25 protein-coding genes, 1 pseudogene and 1 riboswitch are annotated in these 19,432 nt (G+C 39.9%); of the genes and pseudogenes, 7 read left to right on the top strand and 19 right to left on the bottom strand.

Features of this window, described 5'->3' with window-relative positions:
* Nucleotides 1–562: 562 nt before the first annotated feature.
* The 5 genes from ytpR to NSQ41_RS04965 all read right to left on the bottom strand — a co-directional run bounded on the left by ytpR (nucleotide 563) and on the right by NSQ41_RS04965 (nucleotide 4,047).
* Nucleotides 563–1,168 (bottom strand): YtpR family tRNA-binding protein, encoded by a 606-nt coding sequence (gene ytpR, locus NSQ41_RS04985; RefSeq protein ID WP_063386617.1) that lies wholly within the window; start codon nucleotides 1,166–1,168, stop codon nucleotides 563–565.
* A complete protein-coding gene (locus tag NSQ41_RS04980; protein WP_063386616.1) occupies nucleotides 1,165–1,983 on the bottom strand; it encodes a DUF1444 domain-containing protein in 819 nt (272 codons plus the stop codon). The genes ytpR and NSQ41_RS04980 overlap by 4 nt, the downstream gene beginning before the upstream one ends.
* Nucleotides 1,984–2,016: 33 nt before the next feature.
* Entirely contained in the window at nucleotides 2,017–2,334 is a 318-nt protein-coding gene (locus NSQ41_RS04975) for a thioredoxin family protein (RefSeq protein WP_063386615.1), read from the bottom strand.
* Nucleotides 2,335–2,412: 78 nt separating this feature from the next.
* The gene (locus NSQ41_RS04970; RefSeq protein WP_094245300.1) at nucleotides 2,413–2,949 is read right to left on the bottom strand and encodes a DUF84 family protein; all 537 of its coding nucleotides are present in this window, start codon (nucleotides 2,947–2,949) and stop codon (nucleotides 2,413–2,415) included.
* Between the two features lie 24 nt (nucleotides 2,950–2,973).
* Nucleotides 2,974–4,047 carry a M42 family metallopeptidase gene (locus NSQ41_RS04965; protein ID WP_063386613.1) on the bottom strand — a complete coding sequence of 358 codons (1,074 nt, stop codon included), beginning with the start codon at nucleotides 4,045–4,047 and terminating at the stop codon, nucleotides 2,974–2,976.
* Nucleotides 4,048–4,192: 145 nt separating this feature from the next.
* Here NSQ41_RS04965 and NSQ41_RS04960 point away from each other — a divergent pair, with 145 nt between their 5' ends.
* Both NSQ41_RS04960 and NSQ41_RS04955 read left to right on the top strand, forming a co-directional pair.
* Nucleotides 4,193–4,507: a PepSY domain-containing protein gene (locus tag NSQ41_RS04960; protein ID WP_063386612.1), complete on the top strand. Its 315-nt coding sequence runs from the start codon at nucleotides 4,193–4,195 to the stop codon at nucleotides 4,505–4,507.
* Between the two features lie 49 nt (nucleotides 4,508–4,556).
* Nucleotides 4,557–5,339, top strand: a complete 783-nt coding sequence (locus tag NSQ41_RS04955; protein ID WP_339211130.1) for an arginase family protein — start codon at nucleotides 4,557–4,559, stop codon at nucleotides 5,337–5,339.
* A gap of 120 nt (nucleotides 5,340–5,459) precedes the next feature.
* Here NSQ41_RS04955 and trmB read toward each other — a convergent pair whose 3' ends face one another.
* Nucleotides 5,460–6,101: a tRNA (guanosine(46)-N7)-methyltransferase TrmB gene (trmB, locus tag NSQ41_RS04950; protein ID WP_063386610.1), complete on the bottom strand. Its 642-nt coding sequence runs from the start codon at nucleotides 6,099–6,101 to the stop codon at nucleotides 5,460–5,462.
* Between the two features lie 118 nt (nucleotides 6,102–6,219).
* On the opposite strand from trmB, the gene NSQ41_RS04945 reads away from it, so the two are divergent.
* Nucleotides 6,220–6,498: a YtzH-like family protein gene (locus NSQ41_RS04945; protein ID WP_063386609.1), complete on the top strand. Its 279-nt coding sequence runs from the start codon at nucleotides 6,220–6,222 to the stop codon at nucleotides 6,496–6,498.
* Here the strand turns inward: NSQ41_RS04945 and NSQ41_RS04940 are convergent.
* The 5 genes from NSQ41_RS04940 to thpR all read right to left on the bottom strand — a co-directional run bounded on the left by NSQ41_RS04940 (nucleotide 6,482) and on the right by thpR (nucleotide 9,915).
* Nucleotides 6,482–7,276: a phosphotransferase family protein gene (locus NSQ41_RS04940; protein WP_082829584.1), complete on the bottom strand. Its 795-nt coding sequence runs from the start codon at nucleotides 7,274–7,276 to the stop codon at nucleotides 6,482–6,484. The genes NSQ41_RS04945 and NSQ41_RS04940 overlap by 17 nt on opposite strands.
* 198 nt (nucleotides 7,277–7,474) lie before the next feature.
* A complete protein-coding gene (locus NSQ41_RS04935) occupies nucleotides 7,475–8,239 on the bottom strand; it encodes an NERD domain-containing protein (protein WP_339211128.1) in 765 nt (254 codons plus the stop codon).
* A gap of 24 nt (nucleotides 8,240–8,263) precedes the next feature.
* Nucleotides 8,264–8,950, bottom strand: coding sequence for an LrgB family protein (locus NSQ41_RS04930; RefSeq protein WP_339211125.1), 687 nt, complete (start codon nucleotides 8,948–8,950; stop codon nucleotides 8,264–8,266).
* Entirely contained in the window at nucleotides 8,947–9,336 is a 390-nt protein-coding gene (locus NSQ41_RS04925) for a CidA/LrgA family protein (RefSeq protein WP_339211124.1), read from the bottom strand. The genes NSQ41_RS04930 and NSQ41_RS04925 overlap by 4 nt, the downstream gene beginning before the upstream one ends.
* A 24-nt stretch (nucleotides 9,337–9,360) precedes the next feature.
* Nucleotides 9,361–9,915 (bottom strand): RNA 2',3'-cyclic phosphodiesterase, encoded by a 555-nt coding sequence (thpR, locus tag NSQ41_RS04920; RefSeq protein WP_339211122.1) that lies wholly within the window; start codon nucleotides 9,913–9,915, stop codon nucleotides 9,361–9,363.
* Between the two features lie 126 nt (nucleotides 9,916–10,041).
* Here thpR and cysK point away from each other — a divergent pair, with 126 nt between their 5' ends.
* From cysK to NSQ41_RS04905, 3 genes are all read left to right on the top strand, one after another.
* Complete coding sequence (cysK, locus tag NSQ41_RS04915; protein WP_339211121.1) at nucleotides 10,042–10,974, top strand: cysteine synthase A; 933 nt, start codon at nucleotides 10,042–10,044, stop codon at nucleotides 10,972–10,974.
* A 52-nt stretch (nucleotides 10,975–11,026) separates the two neighbouring features.
* Nucleotides 11,027–11,127, top strand: a riboswitch (guanidine-I (ykkC/yxkD leader).
* Nucleotides 11,128–11,185: 58 nt separating this feature from the next.
* On the top strand, nucleotides 11,186–11,524 hold the full coding sequence (locus NSQ41_RS04910; protein WP_130157146.1) for a multidrug efflux SMR transporter: 339 nt from the start codon (nucleotides 11,186–11,188) through the stop codon (nucleotides 11,522–11,524).
* Entirely contained in the window at nucleotides 11,521–11,835 is a 315-nt protein-coding gene (locus NSQ41_RS04905) for a multidrug efflux SMR transporter (protein ID WP_063386602.1), read from the top strand. The genes NSQ41_RS04910 and NSQ41_RS04905 overlap by 4 nt, the downstream gene beginning before the upstream one ends.
* Before the next feature lie 7 nt (nucleotides 11,836–11,842).
* On the opposite strand, the gene pepV is transcribed toward NSQ41_RS04905, so the two are convergent.
* On the bottom strand, nucleotides 11,843–13,237 hold the full coding sequence (gene pepV, locus NSQ41_RS04900) for a dipeptidase PepV (protein ID WP_339211119.1): 1,395 nt from the start codon (nucleotides 13,235–13,237) through the stop codon (nucleotides 11,843–11,845).
* Between the two features lie 275 nt (nucleotides 13,238–13,512).
* Here pepV and NSQ41_RS04895 point away from each other — a divergent pair, with 275 nt between their 5' ends.
* Nucleotides 13,513–13,893, top strand: coding sequence for a hypothetical protein (locus NSQ41_RS04895; protein ID WP_339211116.1), 381 nt, complete (start codon nucleotides 13,513–13,515; stop codon nucleotides 13,891–13,893).
* Between the two features lie 355 nt (nucleotides 13,894–14,248).
* Here the strand turns inward: NSQ41_RS04895 and NSQ41_RS04890 are convergent, their stop codons facing one another.
* The 7 genes and pseudogenes from NSQ41_RS04890 to NSQ41_RS04860 all read right to left on the bottom strand — a co-directional run bounded on the left by NSQ41_RS04890 (nucleotide 14,249) and on the right by NSQ41_RS04860 (nucleotide 19,379).
* Nucleotides 14,249–14,986, bottom strand: a complete 738-nt coding sequence (locus tag NSQ41_RS04890; protein WP_339211115.1) for an ABC transporter permease — start codon at nucleotides 14,984–14,986, stop codon at nucleotides 14,249–14,251.
* A gap of 12 nt (nucleotides 14,987–14,998) precedes the next feature.
* Complete coding sequence (locus NSQ41_RS04885; RefSeq protein ID WP_339211114.1) at nucleotides 14,999–15,739, bottom strand: ABC transporter permease; 741 nt, start codon at nucleotides 15,737–15,739, stop codon at nucleotides 14,999–15,001.
* Nucleotides 15,739–16,647 carry an ABC transporter ATP-binding protein gene (locus NSQ41_RS04880; protein ID WP_339211112.1) on the bottom strand — a complete coding sequence of 303 codons (909 nt, stop codon included), beginning with the start codon at nucleotides 16,645–16,647 and terminating at the stop codon, nucleotides 15,739–15,741. Before NSQ41_RS04880 ends, NSQ41_RS04885 begins: the two co-directional genes overlap by 1 nt.
* Nucleotides 16,648–16,802: 155 nt before the next feature.
* The gene (locus NSQ41_RS04875; RefSeq protein ID WP_339211110.1) at nucleotides 16,803–17,492 is read right to left on the bottom strand and encodes an ABC transporter ATP-binding protein; all 690 of its coding nucleotides are present in this window, start codon (nucleotides 17,490–17,492) and stop codon (nucleotides 16,803–16,805) included.
* Nucleotides 17,489–17,869, bottom strand: coding sequence for a GntR family transcriptional regulator (locus NSQ41_RS04870; RefSeq protein ID WP_339211108.1), 381 nt, complete (start codon nucleotides 17,867–17,869; stop codon nucleotides 17,489–17,491). The genes NSQ41_RS04875 and NSQ41_RS04870 overlap by 4 nt, the downstream gene beginning before the upstream one ends.
* 3 nt (nucleotides 17,870–17,872) lie before the next feature.
* Nucleotides 17,873–18,649 carry a hypothetical protein gene (locus tag NSQ41_RS04865; protein ID WP_339211107.1) on the bottom strand — a complete coding sequence of 259 codons (777 nt, stop codon included), beginning with the start codon at nucleotides 18,647–18,649 and terminating at the stop codon, nucleotides 17,873–17,875.
* Between the two features lie 171 nt (nucleotides 18,650–18,820).
* Nucleotides 18,821–19,379: pseudogene (locus tag NSQ41_RS04860) on the bottom strand (NAD(P)H-dependent oxidoreductase).
* Nucleotides 19,380–19,432 lie beyond the last annotated feature (53 nt).

Below are 19,432 nucleotides of genomic sequence, written 5' to 3'. Positions count from 1 at the left end.
GTCACTCCACCCTCCAAGAGGTCTCCCACGGGATTCACCGCTTCCTCCCTCAAGTGAGGTACTACGTTTTCTGTGTTCATCATGACTCACTGAATGCCAAGGGCTATTCTCTCTTAATTGTTCGGTCCTTCTTAGTTGTTCTAGACCAACTAATACTATGACCTCTGCTGACTTCTGACGGTTCAGCTACTTATCACTAAGTAGGTTATGAAGCGTACTTCACATATCCACCAGACCTCCCCGGGTAAGTACATGCACTTTCACACCATCTATCCGCCTCATTTACTCGATATGACCTTCGACAGAAAGAGCTTTGTTTTGTTTTGCAAACTCACTCAATCATACCTAGCCTTATATGAGGTTCGTGTTCCTCGGACCGGTGTTTTGCCTCCAGCTTCCTTCAGATTCCGCGTCACCACGGACACCCTTGCTCTTGGCTAACCTCTACTTCTGTCTTCGGGGTTCGGGACTTACACCCTATAGTTCATATACATGCCGGGCGCACAAAAACACGCAGCAAACAAAATGTTTTCCGCGTGCTTTTTGAAATTTTATCGCATTTTTACTTAAAAAACGGCTCCCCTGGCTTTCGACTATCTTCCAATACAAGAATCCCTTTTTCCTTTGGTGCATTGGGCAGGTTTAATTCTTTTGCCGAACAGATCATGCCGCTCGAGGAAATGCCTCTTAGTTCAGCTTCTTTTATCACCATTCCGCTTGGCATAACCGCTCCTACCTTTGCAACAACAACTTTTTGTCCAGCCGCAACATTCGGTGCCCCGCAAACAATTTGAAGCACTTCATCCCCCACATCGACTTTGCATACACTTAATTTGTCAGCGTTCGGATGCTTTTCTTTTTCCAATACATGGCCAACGACAAATTTCGGTGATAAATCCGCCTCCAGCTTATCTGAAAAACCGTTTTGCGCAATTGTTTGATTGATCTTTTCCACCATTTCTGCCGTTACATCTAATTGGCCGTTTCCGTCAAGCGAAAAATAAGAAGTTGCCTGAAAAATGTTGAAGCCTGCTGTTTCATTAGTTTCAGCATCAAATATTTTTACAACATCTCCTTTTCTTTCAAACCGCTTCTGTTCATACGGTATATCTTTTAAAGAGATGATGAGTACATCGCCGATTCCTTCTTTATTGTAAAATACATTCATTGCTTGTCATCGTCTCCTTTCGTCAGTTTTCTGCGGTTTTTTGCCAAAATAAAGATCGGTTCGAGCTTTTTGTTTTCATAAATAAAGGATAAAGCCGTAATCGGCACCCTCCCATTTGTAAAAAAGCTCATCGTCAGCTGTGCCAGCACGTCATAACCCGTTTCATTTCGAATGTCGCCTATGATCAGCACGTCTTGATGAGGGACGCTGACAGTCATATCCCCTTGAACTTTTGATTCATATTCTTTTAAAATTGACTCATTTAAAATCCTGCTGGCATCGTAGCCGTCATTTGAATTAAAAAAATAAAAAACATTGCCTGCGACCTTATCTTCTTTTACTTTTGTCGGCAATGAACGCAAATTAAAGGCAGCCATTTCCTTCAATTGCTGGCGCGTCCAATTCTCCTTCTTCATCATCTGTTCATCAATTAGGCGATACGAATTTCCGAGATCAAGGGCATAATAAATGCGGGTCTCAGCAGTATGATCCTCAAAAATAAGAGGAACGCCATTCGACTCAACCGGAAAGGAAGTTGAGCGAATGACAGGATAAATCTGTTTTTCCTTGCCGCTTAATGCACCTTCATTTTTCATAGCTGAGAGAGACTCGGTTATGTAATAAACGAATTCATCAATCGCTTTTTCTTTTTTTTCGTTCCATTTTGAAATAATACCTGGCAAGGAGAGTGTCAGCCCTTTTTTCAATTCTGGATCTTCGATTCTTAACGTATCCTTTTTTCGATTAAATGAAAAGTGAAATGAGTAATCATTTAACTTCTCTTTTAACAATTCGACCATTTGTTCAGAATTCATAAGGCTGATCATCTCCTTTTTATTTTCTTTATATTAAAGATTTAAGCCATCTAAAAATTGCTGAACTTCCTCTTTTGTTTTCCGATCTTTGCTGACGAAGCGTCCGATCTCTTTTCCCTCGTTAAATGCGATAAAGCTTGGGATGCCAAAAACATTTAATTCTGCACATAAATCGATATATTCATCCCGATCGACATAATAAAATGCGAACTGCGGATTCTCCTTTTCCAATTCAGGAAGATGCGGCTTAATAAACCCGCAATCTGGACACCAATCAGCCGAAAATACAAATAAAGCATTTTTTCCTTTCGTAAGCTCCCAAAAATGATCAACAGATTGAATGTTTTCCATCTCTGCAAGTCTCCTTTTATCTTTTTTCATTGGCATCGTAACAAATCTCAGCAAAAAAAGCTACTAACTCGCATGCCTTTAGCCGATCAAAGTTAATTTTTTTTTGGAAAATTGATATTGTCCTATTAACAGCTTCACGATATGTGCAAACATTTCTTTCCGGTCGATAAAGCCGTTTGTAAAGATTCCGATTGCTCCTTCTCGATGTCTCACATTTCTTTTTTTCGCATATGCATCCATTACATCTCCAAGCTCCAAGCCTTTTTTCAACGGCTCAAGAAATTCATTCGGGAGCGGGATTCTCGCCCCTCCAGCAATATATTCATTTCCATCTTTATCAATTAATGCACCCCAATTGCATAAAAACAATCCGCGAGGTGTAACATCCACACCCCCCTCAAGACCAACCGAAAGATCCGGTTTAACTTTTTCAAAGACATTTTTTGCCCGATTTAATGCCCCCTGCAATGTTTCCTCATCGGAAAATGGCTGTGTTGAAACCCCGGATGGAACATCAACTGAGATGAATTCCATGTTCTTCTCTTCCAAAAGAGAAAAGGTCTCCTTCACCGCATTGATTTTCGCCAGGTTTTTCGATCCGATTGCGACATTCATTTTTTCCCTCCGGAATGTTTTATGTTAAACGTTTTGCTTAATCTTTTCAACAGTGGATCGATCGCAAGCTTTTATGAGCTTCACAAGCAATTCTTTTGCTGCTAAATAATCATCGACATGGATCATCGAAGCATGAGTATGAATATATCGGGCGCATATTCCGATTACCGCTGAAGGCACACCGCTGCCAGAAATATGTACTCGGCCTGCATCTGTTCCGCCTTGGGATGTAAAATATTGATATGGAATATTGTTTGTTTCAGCTGTGTCAAGAATAAATTCCCGCATTCCCCGATGAGTGACCATTGTCCGATCATAAATTCTCAGCAGAACTCCTTTTCCAAGCTGACCAAATTCGTTTTTGTCCCCGCTCATGTCGTTGGCAGGACTCGCATCCAATGCAAAAAAGATGTCCGGCTTAATCAAATTGGCGGCCGTTTGCGCTCCCCTTAACCCTACTTCTTCCTGGACAGTCGCTCCAGAATACAAAACGTTTGGCAATGTTTCATCTTTCACTTCTTTCAACAGCTCAATGGCCAGCCCGCATCCATACCTGTTGTCCCAAGCTTTTGCCAAAATTTTTTTCGAATTAGCCATCGGCGTAAACGGGCAGACCGGAACAATTTGCTGTCCTGGCTTGATTCCTATGGCTTCCGCATCTGAGCGATTATCAGCGCCGATATCAATCAGCATATTTTTAATCTCCATCGGCTTTTTCCGAACTTCCTCATTGAGCAAATGCGGAGGGATGGATGCGATCACGCCGATCACCGGACCGCGTTCAGTTATAATTTGCACGCGCTGCGCCAGCAAAACCTGACTCCACCATCCTCCCAGCGGCTGAAAGCGGATCATTCCATTTTCTGTAATAGATGTGACCATAAAGCCTACCTCGTCCATATGGCCTGCAACCATTATAGTTGGTCCATCCTCACTGCCTTTTTTCACTCCAAAAATGCTGCCGAGTTTGTCTTGAACGATCTCATCTGCATATTTTTCTAGCTCTTTGCGCATAAATGAGCGAACAGCGTGTTCATTGCCTGATGCACCCGGCAGCTCTGTTAATGTTTTAAATAAATCCAACGTTTCGTTGTTCATGTTTATATCCCCTTCTTTAGCTTAATTTAGACCATCACGTACACAAAATATGTATAAACTTATTTTAGCGAATGATGAATGTATATTCCACAAATGTAACAAAACTGCGTTATACTAATAGTAAATTGTTTAAGGAGGGAAGATTGTGAAATGGAAAAATTTCCTGATCGGCTTCGCAGCAGGGATTGCCGTCGGATATGTATTAAAAAACGAATATAAAAAGCCGTTTCTTTCGCCGGAAAAAGCACTTGAATCGGTGAAAAAAGCTTTTAAACAAAAAGGCCCGATCAACGGATCCTGGATTTACACCATCCCGCAAGATTATGAAAAAAATGATATATCTTATAAAGTGTATGAGGCAGGAATCAGCCGTTTTTATAAAGGGAAAACTGAACAGTTTGAAGTTATTGTCGATGCATCGAGCGGAACCATTTTACATGTAAATCAGCTTTCCTCTTAACAAGAAACAGAGAAAACAAATTTCTTTGTCTCTTTGGGGAGTGAAAAAAATGGGGATTGTTAAAAAAGGTGTGACGATTTTACATTTTGATGAAACATACCATTATCAAAGAAAATTACAATCGTATTCTCACGAATGCATTGATTTCACTGATTTAGAAGGAACCCGGCTGTTTTGTGACGGACAATCGTTAAAAGTAATAAAAAGAAAGCTGTTGAGCCGCAAGCAAAAAGGAATTACGTTCATCGGCAGCGGCGATTATCACTATGTTACATATCTCCTGTTGAATGAAATAAAACTTCCGTTTACCCTTCTTCTATTTGACCATCATACAGACTTAGACGATTCTGCAATCGGGAGGAACATGCCAATTTCTTGCGGCTCATGGTTATCTTTTGCGCTAAAAGACAATCCTTTTTTAACAAAAGCCATTATCATCGGTCCAAAATGGACAGAAAAACAAGAAATAGAAAAAGTCAAGGTCATCCCGTATACACCTGAAAATCATCCGTATATTTTACAACAAATTCAACAAATACAAAATGATTTTGTTTATATTAGCATCGACAAAGATGTTTTAAAAAAAGGGGAGGCGGTGACAAACTGGGACCAAGGTACAATGAGTGCTGCAACATTGCTTTTTTATTTGCGGACAATATTAAATGAAAAAAAAGTGATCGGCCTCGATGTTTGCGGCGAGGCGCCGCGTAAAAGACTGGCTTTCTCCTTTCTCGAAGATCGAATGACGAATAAAAATGAAACGATAAATCTGAACATTTTAAAAATGTGCTTACGGAATCCTCACGTGTACGAAACAAATCAATTCGCCTAAAGTTTTTGCTTAAGCAAAAGACTGAAGAATGCAGAAGATTCATCCCTCGAAGATTCCATTTTTTATCAAAAAAAACATCCCGCACACTATCGTGCAGGGATGTTTGTCTTTACCGAATTTTCACTTTCGCAATTTCACTTCCGCCCTATAAATCTTTTGTCCTTTTTTGGAAAATTTCTCTTCGTATTCCGTCATTACATTGTCTGTAAAATCACTTTGGTGAAGATCTAAACTTACCCATTTCAATAAAAATCCGTATTCGGAAAAACTGACAAGCGAATATTCAAACAGCCTTTGGTTATCCGTTTTAAAATGAATTTCACCTTCATCAGCTAAAATGCTCTCAAAAATGGAAAGAAAGGAATGATGTGTCAAGCGCCGCTTCGCATGGCGTTTTTTTGGCCAAGGATCTGAAAAATTTAAATAGATTCGCTCAACCTCGCCTTTCGCAAAAATTTCAGCTAACTGGCTCGCATTTACGTTCATAAGCTTTACATTCGGAAGTTCCTCTTCTTTTAATTTTTTTAAAGCCGAGACGAGGACGCTTTCCTGAAGCTCAATGCCGATATAATTAATATGCGGATTTTGCTTCCCCATACCGACAATAAACTGTCCTTTGCCGGTGCCGACTTCTATATGAACGGGATGCTCATTCCCGAACAAATCGTTCCATTTCCCTTTCCATTCAAAAGGCTGCTGTATAACAAATTGGGGATGATTTCTTAAAAAATCTCCGGCCCAAGGCTTATTTCTTAAACGCATATTCCACCTCTGTTTATTTTTTTACTATGTCAAAAGAGCCGTATACTGAACGGCTCTTTATTGTATAGAAATCGAAATGATGTATATTCTAATCAATAAAGAAATGGGGTGAGAATGAATGCAATTGAATTATCGTGATCAACTGATGCTTCTGAAAGATATTTTATCTGAACATGAAAGTGAATGCTGCGGATCAGTAGCGGAATATGAGCAATTAGAGCGCCTCATTCGGTCATTAATGGCCAATGCTGAAGTTAATGATCAGTTAAAGCAATCGCTTGAAACAATATATACTTATTGCCAAAACGGGAAAAATTCCAGCGATATAACCGATTTTATCGCCTCACATCAAGGGCAGTTGACTCAATGGCTTGAGGATATCAATGCCCTTTCCTAAGCAAAGCATTTAAAAATTCCAGCTGCTCCGCCATTTCTTTTTCATTGTTTTTCTTTCTCAAAAAAGAGATGGACAAAATGACTTGAGCTAACATATACCAATGCATGCGAACTTTTAAATCGTCCGTTAAATCAGCTCCGTATTTTTTCAGCCATTCATCCCATTCACTTTCATGAATGTAAGTATATAACAGCATTCCTAAATCAATCGCCGGATCGGCAATCATTGCTCCATCCCAATCGATTAAATACAATTGGTTGTCCTCAGATAAAAGCCAGTTGTTATGATGAATATCACAATGGCAAACAACAGCTTCTTTATGCTGCACCTCTGTCACGTTTTGTTCCAAATAACATAGTGCTTGTCGAATAACCGGAAGCTCCAAAAGCTCCAAATTCGCTGCTTTTTTTACATTTTCAAGCAGCGTTTCAGGCGAGAGCGGCTCTTTTCCTAAACGTTTTAACATATCAAGTAGTTCATACGACCGATGGATTTTCTTTAGGAGCTCCGCAACGTGCTCGTTTTTCATATCTTTCGGTTTTAAACCGCGCCCGTTTAGCCAATGCTGCGCCGTAATCACATCACCGTTTTCCATTCTTTTCGTCCAAACGAGCTTAGGAACAATTCCTTCCGCTGACAAAACAGCTAAAAACGGCGAAGAATTGCGTTTTAAGAACAGTTTTTTTCCATTTTTTTCAGCATAAAAGGCTTCTCCTGTCGCTCCTCCTGCCGGAGATATTTCCCAATCGCTACCTAATACGTCTTCCAACCAATTCACCTTCAATTTCAAGCCCACATTTCGTTAGTAGATTCACCCTGCGCAATAAAAAAGACAGCTATTGAATTGAATGAGATGTTTCCAATAGCTATCCATAATAAATTTTATCTTCTAACAGTCTTTTTCGTCAAGAAAAAGTAAAAACATACCCTCATACTTCCATAAAGAACAACATGTAATCGAACATTTTCAAAAAATTCATTCATTAAATCGTTTTACCGCATTTGTTGCACATGATGCTAAAAGAGCCTTTACAGCTTTTAGTTGCATATTTTTAAAAGGAGAAGGCTGGCGCCGCATATTTTGAAACCAGTCGTCGTAGCTTCTCACATCAACTATTTCAATATCTGCCGGCAGCTCTGAAGCATGTATATATCCCGTTCTGTTTAATAATATTTTTCGAATTGGAAAGTCAACCTCCGCATTTGATAAAATCTGTTTTACTATATTTGCTGTCCGCTCCAATCCGATAATGGGAGATAATATTTTTTTCTCGCCTTGATCGTCCCGTTTCAGCCAAAATTTCTGTTTTGTACCGATTAATACGTTGTTTTCTTTATATTCTAATGCGGTAAGGCATACGATATCTGTTGGCCGAATGATGATAATTTCTCCTTGGACAGAGGCTTTTTTAATAAGAAAAATCGGATAATACATGACAAAATAAGTGTCAGGAAACCGCTGCAAAAAATATTTGAGCAGCGAATCCTTTTCAAAAGCTTCATCCATCGGGGAAATTTCCCGAATGGTAGAGCTTGCCCATACAAGCTGGGAGTTGAAAATCCGATCTAAAAACAATTGTTTTTCACTATCTAAGGTTGAATGAGCAAATTGGATACTCTCAAACCTTTTTTTAATTACTTCCCACTGTTGTTTTTTCAAGCGGATAAATTGATTGGCATAACGATTTAGATCTATTTCATACCTTGATATATAATCCTCCATTTTAATCAACTGAGCCAAGATCGCGTCATCTCCTCTTTATCTCTACAAAAATAGCTGAACAACGTACGGGCAGATAATGGAAGCAAATATAGCGCTTAACGTCATCGAAATCGAACCGATTGCTCCTTCCAGACTGCCGTATTCTGCTGCCTTCGCTGTGCCAATTCCGTGGGAAGCTGTACCATATCCGATCCCAATAGCAATTGGATGATGTATGCGAAGTAATTTCAATAAATAAGGTCCAAACATCGCACCAAATATTCCTGCTATCATGACATAAACTGCAGCAAGGGTAGGATTACCTCCAATTATGTCTGTGATATCCATAGCTATCGGCGAAGTGACCGATTTGGGCGCAAGCGAAAGAATCAGTTCCTTATCTATTCCGAGTAAAACAGCCATCATAATTCCTGAACACAGCCCGATAATCGTGCCGACGACAACGCTCAAAACAATTGATACAGCGTACTTTTTCAATGTTGATCGATGCTTGTACAGCGGGAATGCCAGCGCGACTACGGCAGGGCCTAGAAGCTCATCAATCCATTTTCCTCCATACATGTACGTATGATACGAAATATGAAATGTAATCAATAAACTAATGATGACAAATGTTGAAGTGGCAATCGGAACTAATAATGGAATATGGATTTTATTGTACAATTTAACCATTAGCCAATAAATCAGCACTGTAGCAAGTATCATTAAGATGGAGACTATTATTTTCATAAGCTTTGATCACTCCCATTCTGCCCAGCAGCCTGCTTTTTTTTGGCAGCGGTCATCTGGCTGACAAAAGATGAAATGGACATCACCAGCACCGTGCTAATAATGACAATGAATACTGTCCAGATACCTTTTGATTGGAACAGCGAAAAATATTCCATCACCCCAACTGTCGCAGGAATAAATAAAAGGGCAAGATTCTTGACTAAAAAAGAGCATCCGTCTTTCACTAAATTTTGAAAAGGCTCGTAATGCAAAAGAGCGAAAAGAATCAACATGCCTATAATGCTTCCTGGAATCATTAAATGAAACAATTTTTGAAGGAACGTGCCAATAACATAAATGACATACAACAAACCTATTTGCCATATCAAATTAAATATTTTCAATTTTTTTACCCCTTACTCCTCTCATTATCCTCCAAGAGGAATTTGTTTGATCGCTTCATATTTAGGCGTTTGGTCAATATTCGTTTGGAATAAAGTAACAGAACCCACATGAAAATGTTCGTTTAACAAATATGGGGCGCTTTTCTCCCCCAAGGAAAATGAAAGCTGTCCTTCCCATTTTCTGGCGACAGTAATATGAGGTCTAAACGGACGTTCATCTAAAGAGAAATCGAAAGCTTTGCACGTATTATAAACTTCATTTCGCAACTGGTATAATAACTCGTTTTCTTTCACGCCTACCCATAAAATTCGCGGATGTTCCCGTTTCCCAAAAATTCCTGCCTCTGAAAGTTCAAGTGAAAAAGACGGAATTTTCCGGCAGGGCTCAAGCAAGCTTTCTGACAGCAAAGCAAGCCTCTTTGCATCAACATTCCCTAAAAACACTAATGTTACATGATAGTCAAAAGGATGGACGTAACGCGAAAAGTGCCACCGATCTTGATTCGCTGATATCCATTTTGTAATACTTTTTGCCGTTTCAATCGGAACATCCAATGCAAGAAAATAATGTTTTTGCATTTTTTTCTATCCTCACTTTCGAACATATTGTAGCAAAAACTGCGCATTCTTTGTATATCCGAGTTTTTCTGTCCGTATAAATTATGATATGATATGGATGGACTATATCAAAAGGAAGTGTTTTGAATGCGCGTAGTTCATAATATCGCTGATTTAATAGGAGAAACTCCATTAGTCAAATTAAACAGAATTAGCCCGAAAAACGGCGCAGATATTTATGTAAAGCTTGAGTATTTTAATCCTACCCGCAGCGTTAAGGACAGAGCTGCTTATAATATGATCGTAGAAGCTGAAAAACAAGGTTTGTTAAAACCGGGAGCTACAATTATTGAACCGACAAGCGGCAACACTGGCATTGGGCTCGCCATGAATGCGGCCGCCAAAGGATATCGGGCAATTATTGTCATGCCGGACACCATGACAGAAGAACGGATCAATTTGCTGAAAGCATACGGAGCTGAAGTTGTATTAACGCCTGGGGACGAGAAAATGCCCGGTGCGATTAAAAAGGCGCAAGAACTGGTAAAGGAAATACCGAACAGCTTCATACCGATGCAGTTTGAAAACCCTGCCAACCCAGATGCCCACCGGAAAACAACAGCTTTAGAAATTGTCGAAGCAATGAAAAAAATAGGAAAACCGCTTTCCGCTTTTGTTGCAACGTCTGGAACAGGAGGAACAATCACCGGCACGGGAGAAACGTTAAAAAAATATTTTCCTGAGATGACCATTCACGTTGTCGAGCCTGCTGGGTCACCTGTTTTATCCGGGGGCAGTCCTGGCAAGCATAAACTTGTCGGAACAAGTCCTGGCTTTATCCCTAAAACATTAAACACGAACATTTATGATGAAATACACAAAGTGAAGGACGATGAAGCGTACGAAATCACCCGCAGACTCGCCAAGGAAGAAGCCATATTAGTGGGACCTTCATCAGGTGCTGCATGTTTTGCCGCAATTCAAGTTGCAAAAAGATTATCTCCTGATGATGTTGTCGTGTGCATGACGGCTGATACAGGCGAACGCTATTTATCAAGCGATTTGTTCTTATTTGAATAACCGTTTATAAATTGCCTTCTTACTATTTCTGTGAGATAATTGAATCCAATAATGTAAAGTTTTCTAGGGTTCCGCAAGCGCCGTTCGTTTGGACTGGTCCGAGAGAAAACGCACAAATTGCTGTGTACACGGAAGGATAAAAGCCTGGGAGAATGACCTTATGGTTTCTCGCAGGCTTTTTTTGATTGCAATGGAAAGGGGGAATTTGTTTATGAATTGGTTTTTAATCGTTGTTTCGGCGATTTTTGAAGTGGCGTGGGTCATCGGCTTAAAGCACTCAGACAATGTTTTGGAATGGATGCTAACCGTGATCTCTATTTGCATAAGTTTTTTGCTGCTTCTTTATTTAACTAAAAAATTGCCGACAGGAACGGTATATACAATATTTGTCGGACTCGGCACTTTAGGAACAATTTTATGTGAGATTATTTTATTCGACGCCCATTTCAGCCCGATGAAAATGGTATTTATTTTGTCGCTAATTTGCGGAATCATCGGGCTGAAATATCAAACAAGCAAATTGGAAGCAAAAGAAGGTGACAAATCTTGAGCTGGATATTTTTAATTATTGCAGGATGCTGCGAAGTCATCGGCGTAACAGGATTAACAAAAGTGAACACGTCGCCAAGCTTCTCATCCTTCTTTATGCTAATTGGCGGATTTATTTTAAGCTTATATTTTTTATCGCTTTCGATGAATGAAATTCCGATGAGCATTGCCTATGCAGTCTGGACAGGTATTGGCACTGTCGGCAGCACGCTCGTCGGCATGTATGTATTCGATGAACCGAAAGACAAATGGAGAATAACATTTATCGCCTTAATTATCGTTTCTGTTATTGGTCTGAAGCTAGTAGACTAAAGGACACTTATTTGGCTAATTCATAAATCGCTTGAGCGTAGATGGCTGTCGCTTTTAACAGGTCTTCGATATAAATGTATTCGTCTTTTTGATGGGCGATGTCTTCCCTTCCCGGAAACAACGGACCAAAGGCGATTCCTGCCTTGAGAGATCTGGCATAAGTGCCGCCGCCGATGGAGATGAGCTCCGCTTTTTGCCCTGTTTGCTCTTCATACACTTTTTTCAATGTTTGAATAAGCGGATGATTTTGTTCTACGTAATGGGGAGCTGAATCGGAAAAGTGAATAAGCTGGCAACCAGCTATTTTTTCTAGTTTTTCTTTAATCTCGCTCCCTTTTTTTGTTACAGGATAGCGGATATTAATGCTAACGGTTTTCTCTTTCCCCTTTTCGTAATGAATAATTCCGACATTCACCGTTAACTCACCGCTTACTTCATCTTGTGTTGAGATATCCAGCTTTTTCCCTCTTGTATCTTGATAAAAATAACGATTAATCCAATCAACAAAGCCTTTTCCTTCGCCATCCAGCGGCAATGCTGACAAAAAATTCGCCAAATAAATCCCGGCATTTTTTCCGTTATCAGGTTCCATCGCATGAGCGGATATCCCTTCAAGCTCGGCGACTGCACCTTCTTCATTTTGATACATTCGACCTTTTAATTGTGATGCTGATAAAAATTGCTTAAAGCTTTTTTCAACCTCTGAAAAATTTTGGACATTTCCAAGCACAGCTTTCGCAAAATCAGGAACCATGTTAAACCGTCTGCCGGAAGAAAAGCTTTTTAACACATATTTTCCTGCTGCATGTTTATTCACGCTGTTCACCGAAAACACTGCATCGATTATCCCTTTTTCTGCATGAATAATTGGAAAATCAGCATCTGGCGCAAATCCGATGTCAGGCATTTCTTCATGCTTAAAGTAATGATCGACACAGCGCCAGTCACTTTCTTCATCAGTGCCAATGATCATTCTCACCCGCTTAGATAACGGAAGACCTAATTCTTTTACAATTTTCATGGCGTAGTATACTGCCATCGTCGGCCCTTTATCATCCAACGCACCGCGGGCATATATTTTCCCATCATGGATCGTTGCGCCGTAAGGATCAAATGACCAGCCGTCCCCTTCTGGCACGACATCAACATGGCAGAGGACGCCGACGATTTCCTTTCCTTTTCCCATTTCAATATGACCGGCATATCCGTCTAAATTTTTGACTTGAAACCCGTCTTTTTCCCCTTTTTGCAAAAGATGTTCTAACGCCCTTCTGATCCCAGTGCCAAAAGGCGCTCCCTCCCCTATTGTTGAAGGATCAAGCACACTTTTAATTTTTAAAAAAGTTTGGGCATCAGAGATGATTTCTTCCTTCCGCTTCAAAACTTCCCTCATCCAATTCATTCTGTTCGCTCCTTGTATTTTATATTTCGATGATAGGTGAAATGTCTATCGATTTCAATAGAAACATTAAATAGAGGAGTGGATGTTCGCATATGTCATATGAAGACGACGATTATTAAACCGAGTATTTTATATTACGGCATACCAGTCATTTTACTTACGACGTTAAATGAAGATGGAACGGTAAATATTCATTTACCCTAGGTAATCACATCATTTTAGGCCTGGGGGTTGGCGGGAAAGCCATTGAGAATTAGGAAAGGCTAGCTGAATGTGTGATCAATCTGCCGAATCCTAATCTATGGGAAAAAGTAGAACGACTAGTCCCCTTCACAGGTAAACGCAAAGTACCGAAGGAGGAGGAAAAACTCGGTTTCAGATTTGAAAACGATGAATATGGGTGGAGCGGCTTAACGCCTGTAGCATCAGTGTCTGTTCAACCGGACCGAATCTTGGAATGTCCGTTGCAGATCGAAGCAAAGGTAATGGATACGAAGGTACCAGCTTATGCACCATACTTTGCGGTTGTAGCAACAAAAGTGATTCATGTCCATGCTCATGAAGACATTGTGATCGATAACTGCTACATTGATCAGAACCAATGGTGTTTTTTGCAAAATAAAAGTGGAGTCTACGTTCTTTTGGTGAAAAATTGAGTAATTGATAACATGGAGTTAAAAAATGATATTTACATCCTCATTTTCTCAATTAATCTCTTCCTTTCACCAAGATCGCATAAGAACCATAAAAGTGCAGAGAATTGCAAAATCTTTATGCAGTTATATGGGGCAACACATGGAGAGGGAGCCATGATAACCTTTTTTGGTTTTGCCAAAACTATTGAAGCTGGCGCTTGGCTAAAGAATCATGGCTACAGAGGATCCATGTCAAGCCCTTGATGGCTAGACCGCATATATGTATATTTATACAAAATTTTGATATTGATATACTACAACACTCTGTATTTTTTTCTTGCAGAAAACAATGTATATTCACAGGTAAAACTCGATCTTACGCAAATTCTTTTCTTCTAAAGTGGAGCAACCCTAAGGTAGTAAAAAGAATAAGTAATACGCTAAATACTGCGAACAATTCTTCGTAGGAAGGTCGGAAAAGTTCATAGGCTGGAGACATCATCATCGAGGGCTGAGCCCACGGATAGTAAAAGGCATACGGAGTCTGACTAACCATTAAGACCGGGATCGTCAAGGCAATGTTTACTGTAAGAGGGAGTCCGAAGCTTCTCCAATTAAAGGCCAACCATAGCTGTAATGAAGCGAGCGGTAGAGAAGCTAGCCAGCCAAATAGGCCATATAATACAAAATCTTTTAATACAAACGTTCCCGAGAGATCAACGATGTGACCAATGAAAATATATTGACCGACTAAGGATAGCTGGGTAACGGCCAACAGTAAATATAAAATAAATAATTTAGCGAAATAAAGCTTGATGCGTGAAATGGGAAAGCTTAAAATTTGTTTCCATCCCCCTGTTAAATGATCAAACCTGCATATGGTAACGGCATAGATTCCAACAAGAGTGGGAAGAAAGATCATTCCGTAAAAAATTACAACTTGTGACCATGCTTCAACCCATAAATTATCATCTGGACCGATGAATTCCCTTGCGTTAACAAGGAAATTTCCGACCCCTAGGAAGATGGATAAACTTGGGACGAGAAGGGCTAGAGGCCAAAGAACCGATCGTTTCGTTTTTAAAAGCTCAACTGATAAAATGTTGGAGAACATAGTTCTTCCTCCTTATACGAATTCTTTTTTTCTAAAATGAATAAATCCAACCAGAAGAATCATAAAACCTATGATAAAGCTAGTGCCGACAATGTCCCATGGCAAGCTAGCCATCTCCTGGTTAGGCGAGGGTAGCACTTGCACATAAAATGACCAGGGTAACCATCTTCCTAACGGCAGCTGGCCCCCAAGTATTGCTAGTAAAATTCCCAATGATCCAATCGTGATCGGGATCGCTTGGTTTTGAAAGATAAGCGCTAGCCATAACTGCAAAGCAATAAGTGGAACAGCAGCCAAGAATGGAAGAAGGGAAAATCCGAGAATATACGTCCAAGGAAAAGATTCATTTCCAAGCAGCATGCCTAAGCAAACAATTCCTACTGTTAAAATTAATCCTGAAATGATCGTGAGGACCGTTGACCATGCAAATTTGTTGACGTATATGTGAAATCGTGAAACTGGCATTGAAAAAATAAATTTCCAGCTGTTACCTTGATGTTCTACATTTGCAATGATTGATGTGATGAGTGTTACTTCTAAGGGAATGGCTAGGAGTATGAGGAAAAAGCTAAAGATCCATATTGGGTCCCACATAGTCATGCTATCCTGTTCTACTTGTTGAACAATTGTGTCAAAGCGTAAAAAGATATTTAAAGCATTTGCAATAATTATAATGAATGGTATGATCAACGGAAGCAGCCAAAGCCATGTCCGCTTGTATTTGACCATTTCGGAAGCTATTACTTTGCTCATCATACGGATTCACCCACCCCCGTAAGTTCGATAAAAATATCTTCTAATGATCGTTTCACTTCTTCTAATCTGTACACCCAGAACCCTTCGGAAACAAGTGCATAATTGATTTTACCTACAAGTTCAGGATCTGTGTCCTCCATGACTAATCTAGTGCCCGCAAGCTTTGCATAGTAACCTTGTTCTTTCAGGAAGGCAACTGCTTTTTCTGCCTGTTCGACGCCAATGTGCAAAGCTGGTTTACTTTTCTCTTTTAGTACATTGATGGAATCTTGGAAAATTAATTCGCCTTTATTGATGATGCCTACTTGATCGGCCATTTGTTCAATTTCACTTAGTAAATGGCTTGAAACGATGATCGTCATGTTGTGTTGTTTCGGCATCGTTTTAATCAGTTCACGTATTTCTTGAATCCCTGCTGGATCAAGGCCGTTTGTCGGCTCATCTAAAATAAGGAGCTTAGGTTGTACGAGTAAAGCGGTTGCAATCCCTAGGCGTTGCTTCATTCCTAGTGAATATTGCTTAACCTTTTTATCTGCTGCTTTTGTCAGTCGGACGATATTTAGTACTTCAGCTATTCGTTTTTCTGGTACACCTAATAGCCTGCGGGCGGCTTCCAAATTCTCATATCCCGTTAAATGACCGTAATACGAAGGGGTCTCCACTAACGACCCGACTTTACTTAAAATCTCCATACGATGTTTTGCTAAATCTTTTCCGAATATTTTGACACTCCCTTTAGTCGGTTTGATCAGTCCGAGAAGCATACGAATAGTTGTGCTTTTTCCTGCTCCATTCGGACCTAAAAATCCGTAAATCGATCCTTCTTTTACGTTTAAATTGACGTTTTTCACCGCATATTGCTTCCCGTATTTCCTCGTTAAGTGACTCGTATTAATGACATCCATCACTTTGTTCCTCCTTCTTACATGTAAAATTCATATATAAAAGGCTGCTAATGGTTAGATTGTCAACCATTTTTCAACAAAAATTCCAAGATAAATGTTTCATTGAGTTAGATTAATATTGTTGATTTGGCAAAACACCTCAAAAGAGAAATGCCTTATTCATAAATAGTTGTCATCCAATCGACTATTCCGAGGTTTTGCTCTTCCCGCAGTTGCTCCACGTTATGATGGCCAATGATCTTACCGTCTTTTATCGCGATCACCTCATCTAAGATGTTTTCTACTTCTCGGATCTCATGAGTGGTGATCAGAACGAGCTGTTTTTCTAGATCGATAAAGGAGATCAGTCCTTTGACGATCGATTGACGTACCATCGGGTCCAATCCTGAAAGTGGTTCATCCATCAGGATAATTGGGGCGTTGCGGGCAAGGGACAGCACGATTTTTAATCGACCGCGGCTTCCTTTTGACAGCTCTTTCAACTTGCTTACCGAATCGAGCTTCATAAATGTTAAAATTTCATAGGCCTTTTTCAGATCAAAATCAGGAAATTGACTAGCATAAAATTCAATCGTTTGTTCGACGTTATAAAATCGGTAAAACTCATCCAGCTCTGATAAATAGGAGACTGTGGAGGCCACACGGCGATTCGCCTTGCTCCCACTAACGAGCACTTCTCCTCTCGTCGGATAAGCGAGGCCGGCGATTAACTTCAACATCGTTGATTTTCCACTCCCGTTTTCACCGACCAGTCCGATAATTTTTCCCCGTGTAAGCTTTAAGTTCACTTCATGCAGTGCTACTTTTTGACGATATTTTTTCGTTACTTGTTTAAATAAAATCATCGCTCAGATGCTCCCTTCTTAGTCAAATAAGAATCTAGCCCTGCTTTAATTTCGTCGTCAGAATACCCCATTTCCCGCATTCCATGTACAAAACGGGATATTTCCCTTTCCTTCATTTCCTCCCGGATCGCCTGGAGAACTTGCTCATCGACTGTAACAAATGTTCCTTGACCCCGTTTGGACTCCACAATTTTCAAACCCTCTAGTTCACGGTATGTTCGCTGTACCGTATTCGGATTCACGTTAACCTCAAGTCCCATGTCACGTACTGAGGGGAGCTTTTCACCAAGTTGTAATTCACCACGGACGATTTGCCGTTTTATACGTTCCGCTAATTGTAAATAAATCGGCTCTGCAGAATTGAATATATCAGACATCGATTATACCTCAACTTTCCGATCAAGAATCCAGCTGCCTCCGACAAAAAGCAAGCTAGCCAATACGAGATCCCGTACGAAATGACCGATGTAAAAAACGGTTGATGCTTCTTCAATTTCAAAACTATAGATTTCATTTGAAATGCTAAACTCAATCCCTGAAAGCACACTTTCATTGTTAACCTCCCCCCAATCGAATAAGAAGGATACGCCTTCAACTGTATTGAAGAGTGATACGACGACGAGAAAAAATAAGAACGTCAACACAAAACTAAGAAAATCATTATACGTTTTGCTTAACGTCATAAAGACCGTCCAAAAGAACAAATAGGTACACCCTAGTAATAACGTTGTTGTGAATAAGGTGATTACGGACAAAATAAGAGTAGTCAGCCATTCACTTACATTGATAGACACCATGCTGTTTACGTAAGCTTGCCATAATACAATTGCTGCAGTGATAAGGGTAATGAGCATATAGGAAAGGCCAGAAACTAGCTTCGCCAATAAGAGTTGTACGATCGGCAGCGGGTTATGGAGCCACAAATGCATTCGTTTTCGCTCTACATCCAGGCTGTAAAGCATGTAATAGGCTAAATAAAAGCCATGAAGAGCAACCGTAGCAAACGCCCCAATCGTTAACGTTTCCCACATTAAGTCAATCGATAGGCCAATTATGGTACTAATGGCGAAGATCCCGATCAGAACGATCAATGAGAAAATAAACGCAGGAAGTCCTAGTCTGAATTCCTTTTTTGTTAAATTGAGCCAAGCAGTCATTATTATGCCTCCTATCTTTGAGTGTATCATTGTACTAATAAAATAGTACACTAATACAAAGGTACCGTCAAGGGAATTTTAAACTAAATGAAAGGAATTGTGCGTAAGCCTTTAGTGAAACGTAAAAAAACCCCTGTCTATTATGACAAGGGAAAGAGATTAGGGTATCACTTAAAAAACTTTTTCGAGCTTTTTTGCTTGTTTTCCTTTCGGGCTTTCCATATTCCCGAATTCAAAGAATTTGACCTGTTTGATACCGACATAATGAAAAATGGCTTTTCTTATTAATGTTTTGTGGGTGTTATTTAGGAAAAGAAAGGATAATAGGTCGGGCCTCTCATCATAGAAACACAAACAATTGACTTTCCTTTTAATAGCTCTTCTAGTACAAGTCCTTCTTCGTCTCTATAGGCGATGTTAGATGCAAATAGTTGATCGATGTAACCAAGGAGGCTAGCAGGAGATCGGCCCTACCAAATTGGATAGACAAACACGAGCTTGTCAGCCCAAAGAATTTGCTTTCAATACGCTTCAAAGGCGGGATCCTGATGCTGATCCCGTCTCCGCTTTGTTTCATTAAATACAAGTAGTGGATCAAATTGTTCTTTATATAAATCTAATACCTCTTGAATGCTCGGGTTTTCCCTACTACCTTGGATGATTTTTTGCAAAAAAGAATGACAAAGACTCTGATATTAGGGTGGGTATAAATAACGAGTAGTAGCTTCATAAATTCCTCTTTCTACTTAATTATCATTTAATAGTTAGATGGTGCGGATATAG

The organism is Aeribacillus sp. FSL K6-8210, assembly GCF_037963925.1.
In the GTDB taxonomy this organism is placed as follows: Bacteria; Bacillota; Bacilli; order Bacillales; family Aeribacillaceae; genus Aeribacillus; species Aeribacillus composti.
The sequence above is the reverse complement of the archived record's forward strand: the minus strand, read 5'-3'. Positions and strand labels throughout refer to the sequence as shown.

Bases quoted from the DNA above. Each gene is read 5' to 3' on its own strand.
- ytpR (WP_063386617.1), bottom strand. From the start codon at position 1,168: ATGAATGTATTTTACAATAAAGAAGGAATCGGCGATGTACTCATCATC.
- NSQ41_RS04980 (WP_063386616.1), bottom strand. From the start codon at position 1,983: ATGAATTCTGAACAAATGGTCGAATTGTTAAAAGAGAAGTTAAATGAT.
- NSQ41_RS04975 (WP_063386615.1), bottom strand. From the start codon at position 2,334: ATGGAAAACATTCAATCTGTTGATCATTTTTGGGAGCTTACGAAAGGA.
- NSQ41_RS04970 (WP_094245300.1), bottom strand. From the start codon at position 2,949: ATGAATGTCGCAATCGGATCGAAAAACCTGGCGAAAATCAATGCGGTG.
- NSQ41_RS04965 (WP_063386613.1), bottom strand. From the start codon at position 4,047: ATGAACAACGAAACGTTGGATTTATTTAAAACATTAACAGAGCTGCCG.
- NSQ41_RS04955 (WP_339211130.1), top strand. From the start codon at position 4,557: ATGGGGATTGTTAAAAAAGGTGTGACGATTTTACATTTTGATGAAACA.
- trmB (WP_063386610.1), bottom strand. From the start codon at position 6,101: ATGCGTTTAAGAAATAAGCCTTGGGCCGGAGATTTTTTAAGAAATCAT.
- NSQ41_RS04945 (WP_063386609.1), top strand. From the start codon at position 6,220: ATGCAATTGAATTATCGTGATCAACTGATGCTTCTGAAAGATATTTTA.
- NSQ41_RS04930 (WP_339211125.1), bottom strand. From the start codon at position 8,950: ATGAAAATAATAGTCTCCATCTTAATGATACTTGCTACAGTGCTGATT.
- thpR (WP_339211122.1), bottom strand. From the start codon at position 9,915: ATGCAAAAACATTATTTTCTTGCATTGGATGTTCCGATTGAAACGGCA.
- cysK (WP_339211121.1), top strand. From the start codon at position 10,042: ATGCGCGTAGTTCATAATATCGCTGATTTAATAGGAGAAACTCCATTA.
- NSQ41_RS04910 (WP_130157146.1), top strand. From the start codon at position 11,186: ATGAATTGGTTTTTAATCGTTGTTTCGGCGATTTTTGAAGTGGCGTGG.
- pepV (WP_339211119.1), bottom strand. From the start codon at position 13,237: ATGAATTGGATGAGGGAAGTTTTGAAGCGGAAGGAAGAAATCATCTCT.
- NSQ41_RS04890 (WP_339211115.1), bottom strand. From the start codon at position 14,986: ATGTTCTCCAACATTTTATCAGTTGAGCTTTTAAAAACGAAACGATCG.
- NSQ41_RS04885 (WP_339211114.1), bottom strand. From the start codon at position 15,739: ATGAGCAAAGTAATAGCTTCCGAAATGGTCAAATACAAGCGGACATGG.
- NSQ41_RS04880 (WP_339211112.1), bottom strand. From the start codon at position 16,647: ATGGATGTCATTAATACGAGTCACTTAACGAGGAAATACGGGAAGCAA.
- NSQ41_RS04875 (WP_339211110.1), bottom strand. From the start codon at position 17,492: ATGATTTTATTTAAACAAGTAACGAAAAAATATCGTCAAAAAGTAGCA.
- NSQ41_RS04870 (WP_339211108.1), bottom strand. From the start codon at position 17,869: ATGTCTGATATATTCAATTCTGCAGAGCCGATTTATTTACAATTAGCG.
- NSQ41_RS04865 (WP_339211107.1), bottom strand. From the start codon at position 18,649: ATGACTGCTTGGCTCAATTTAACAAAAAAGGAATTCAGACTAGGACTT.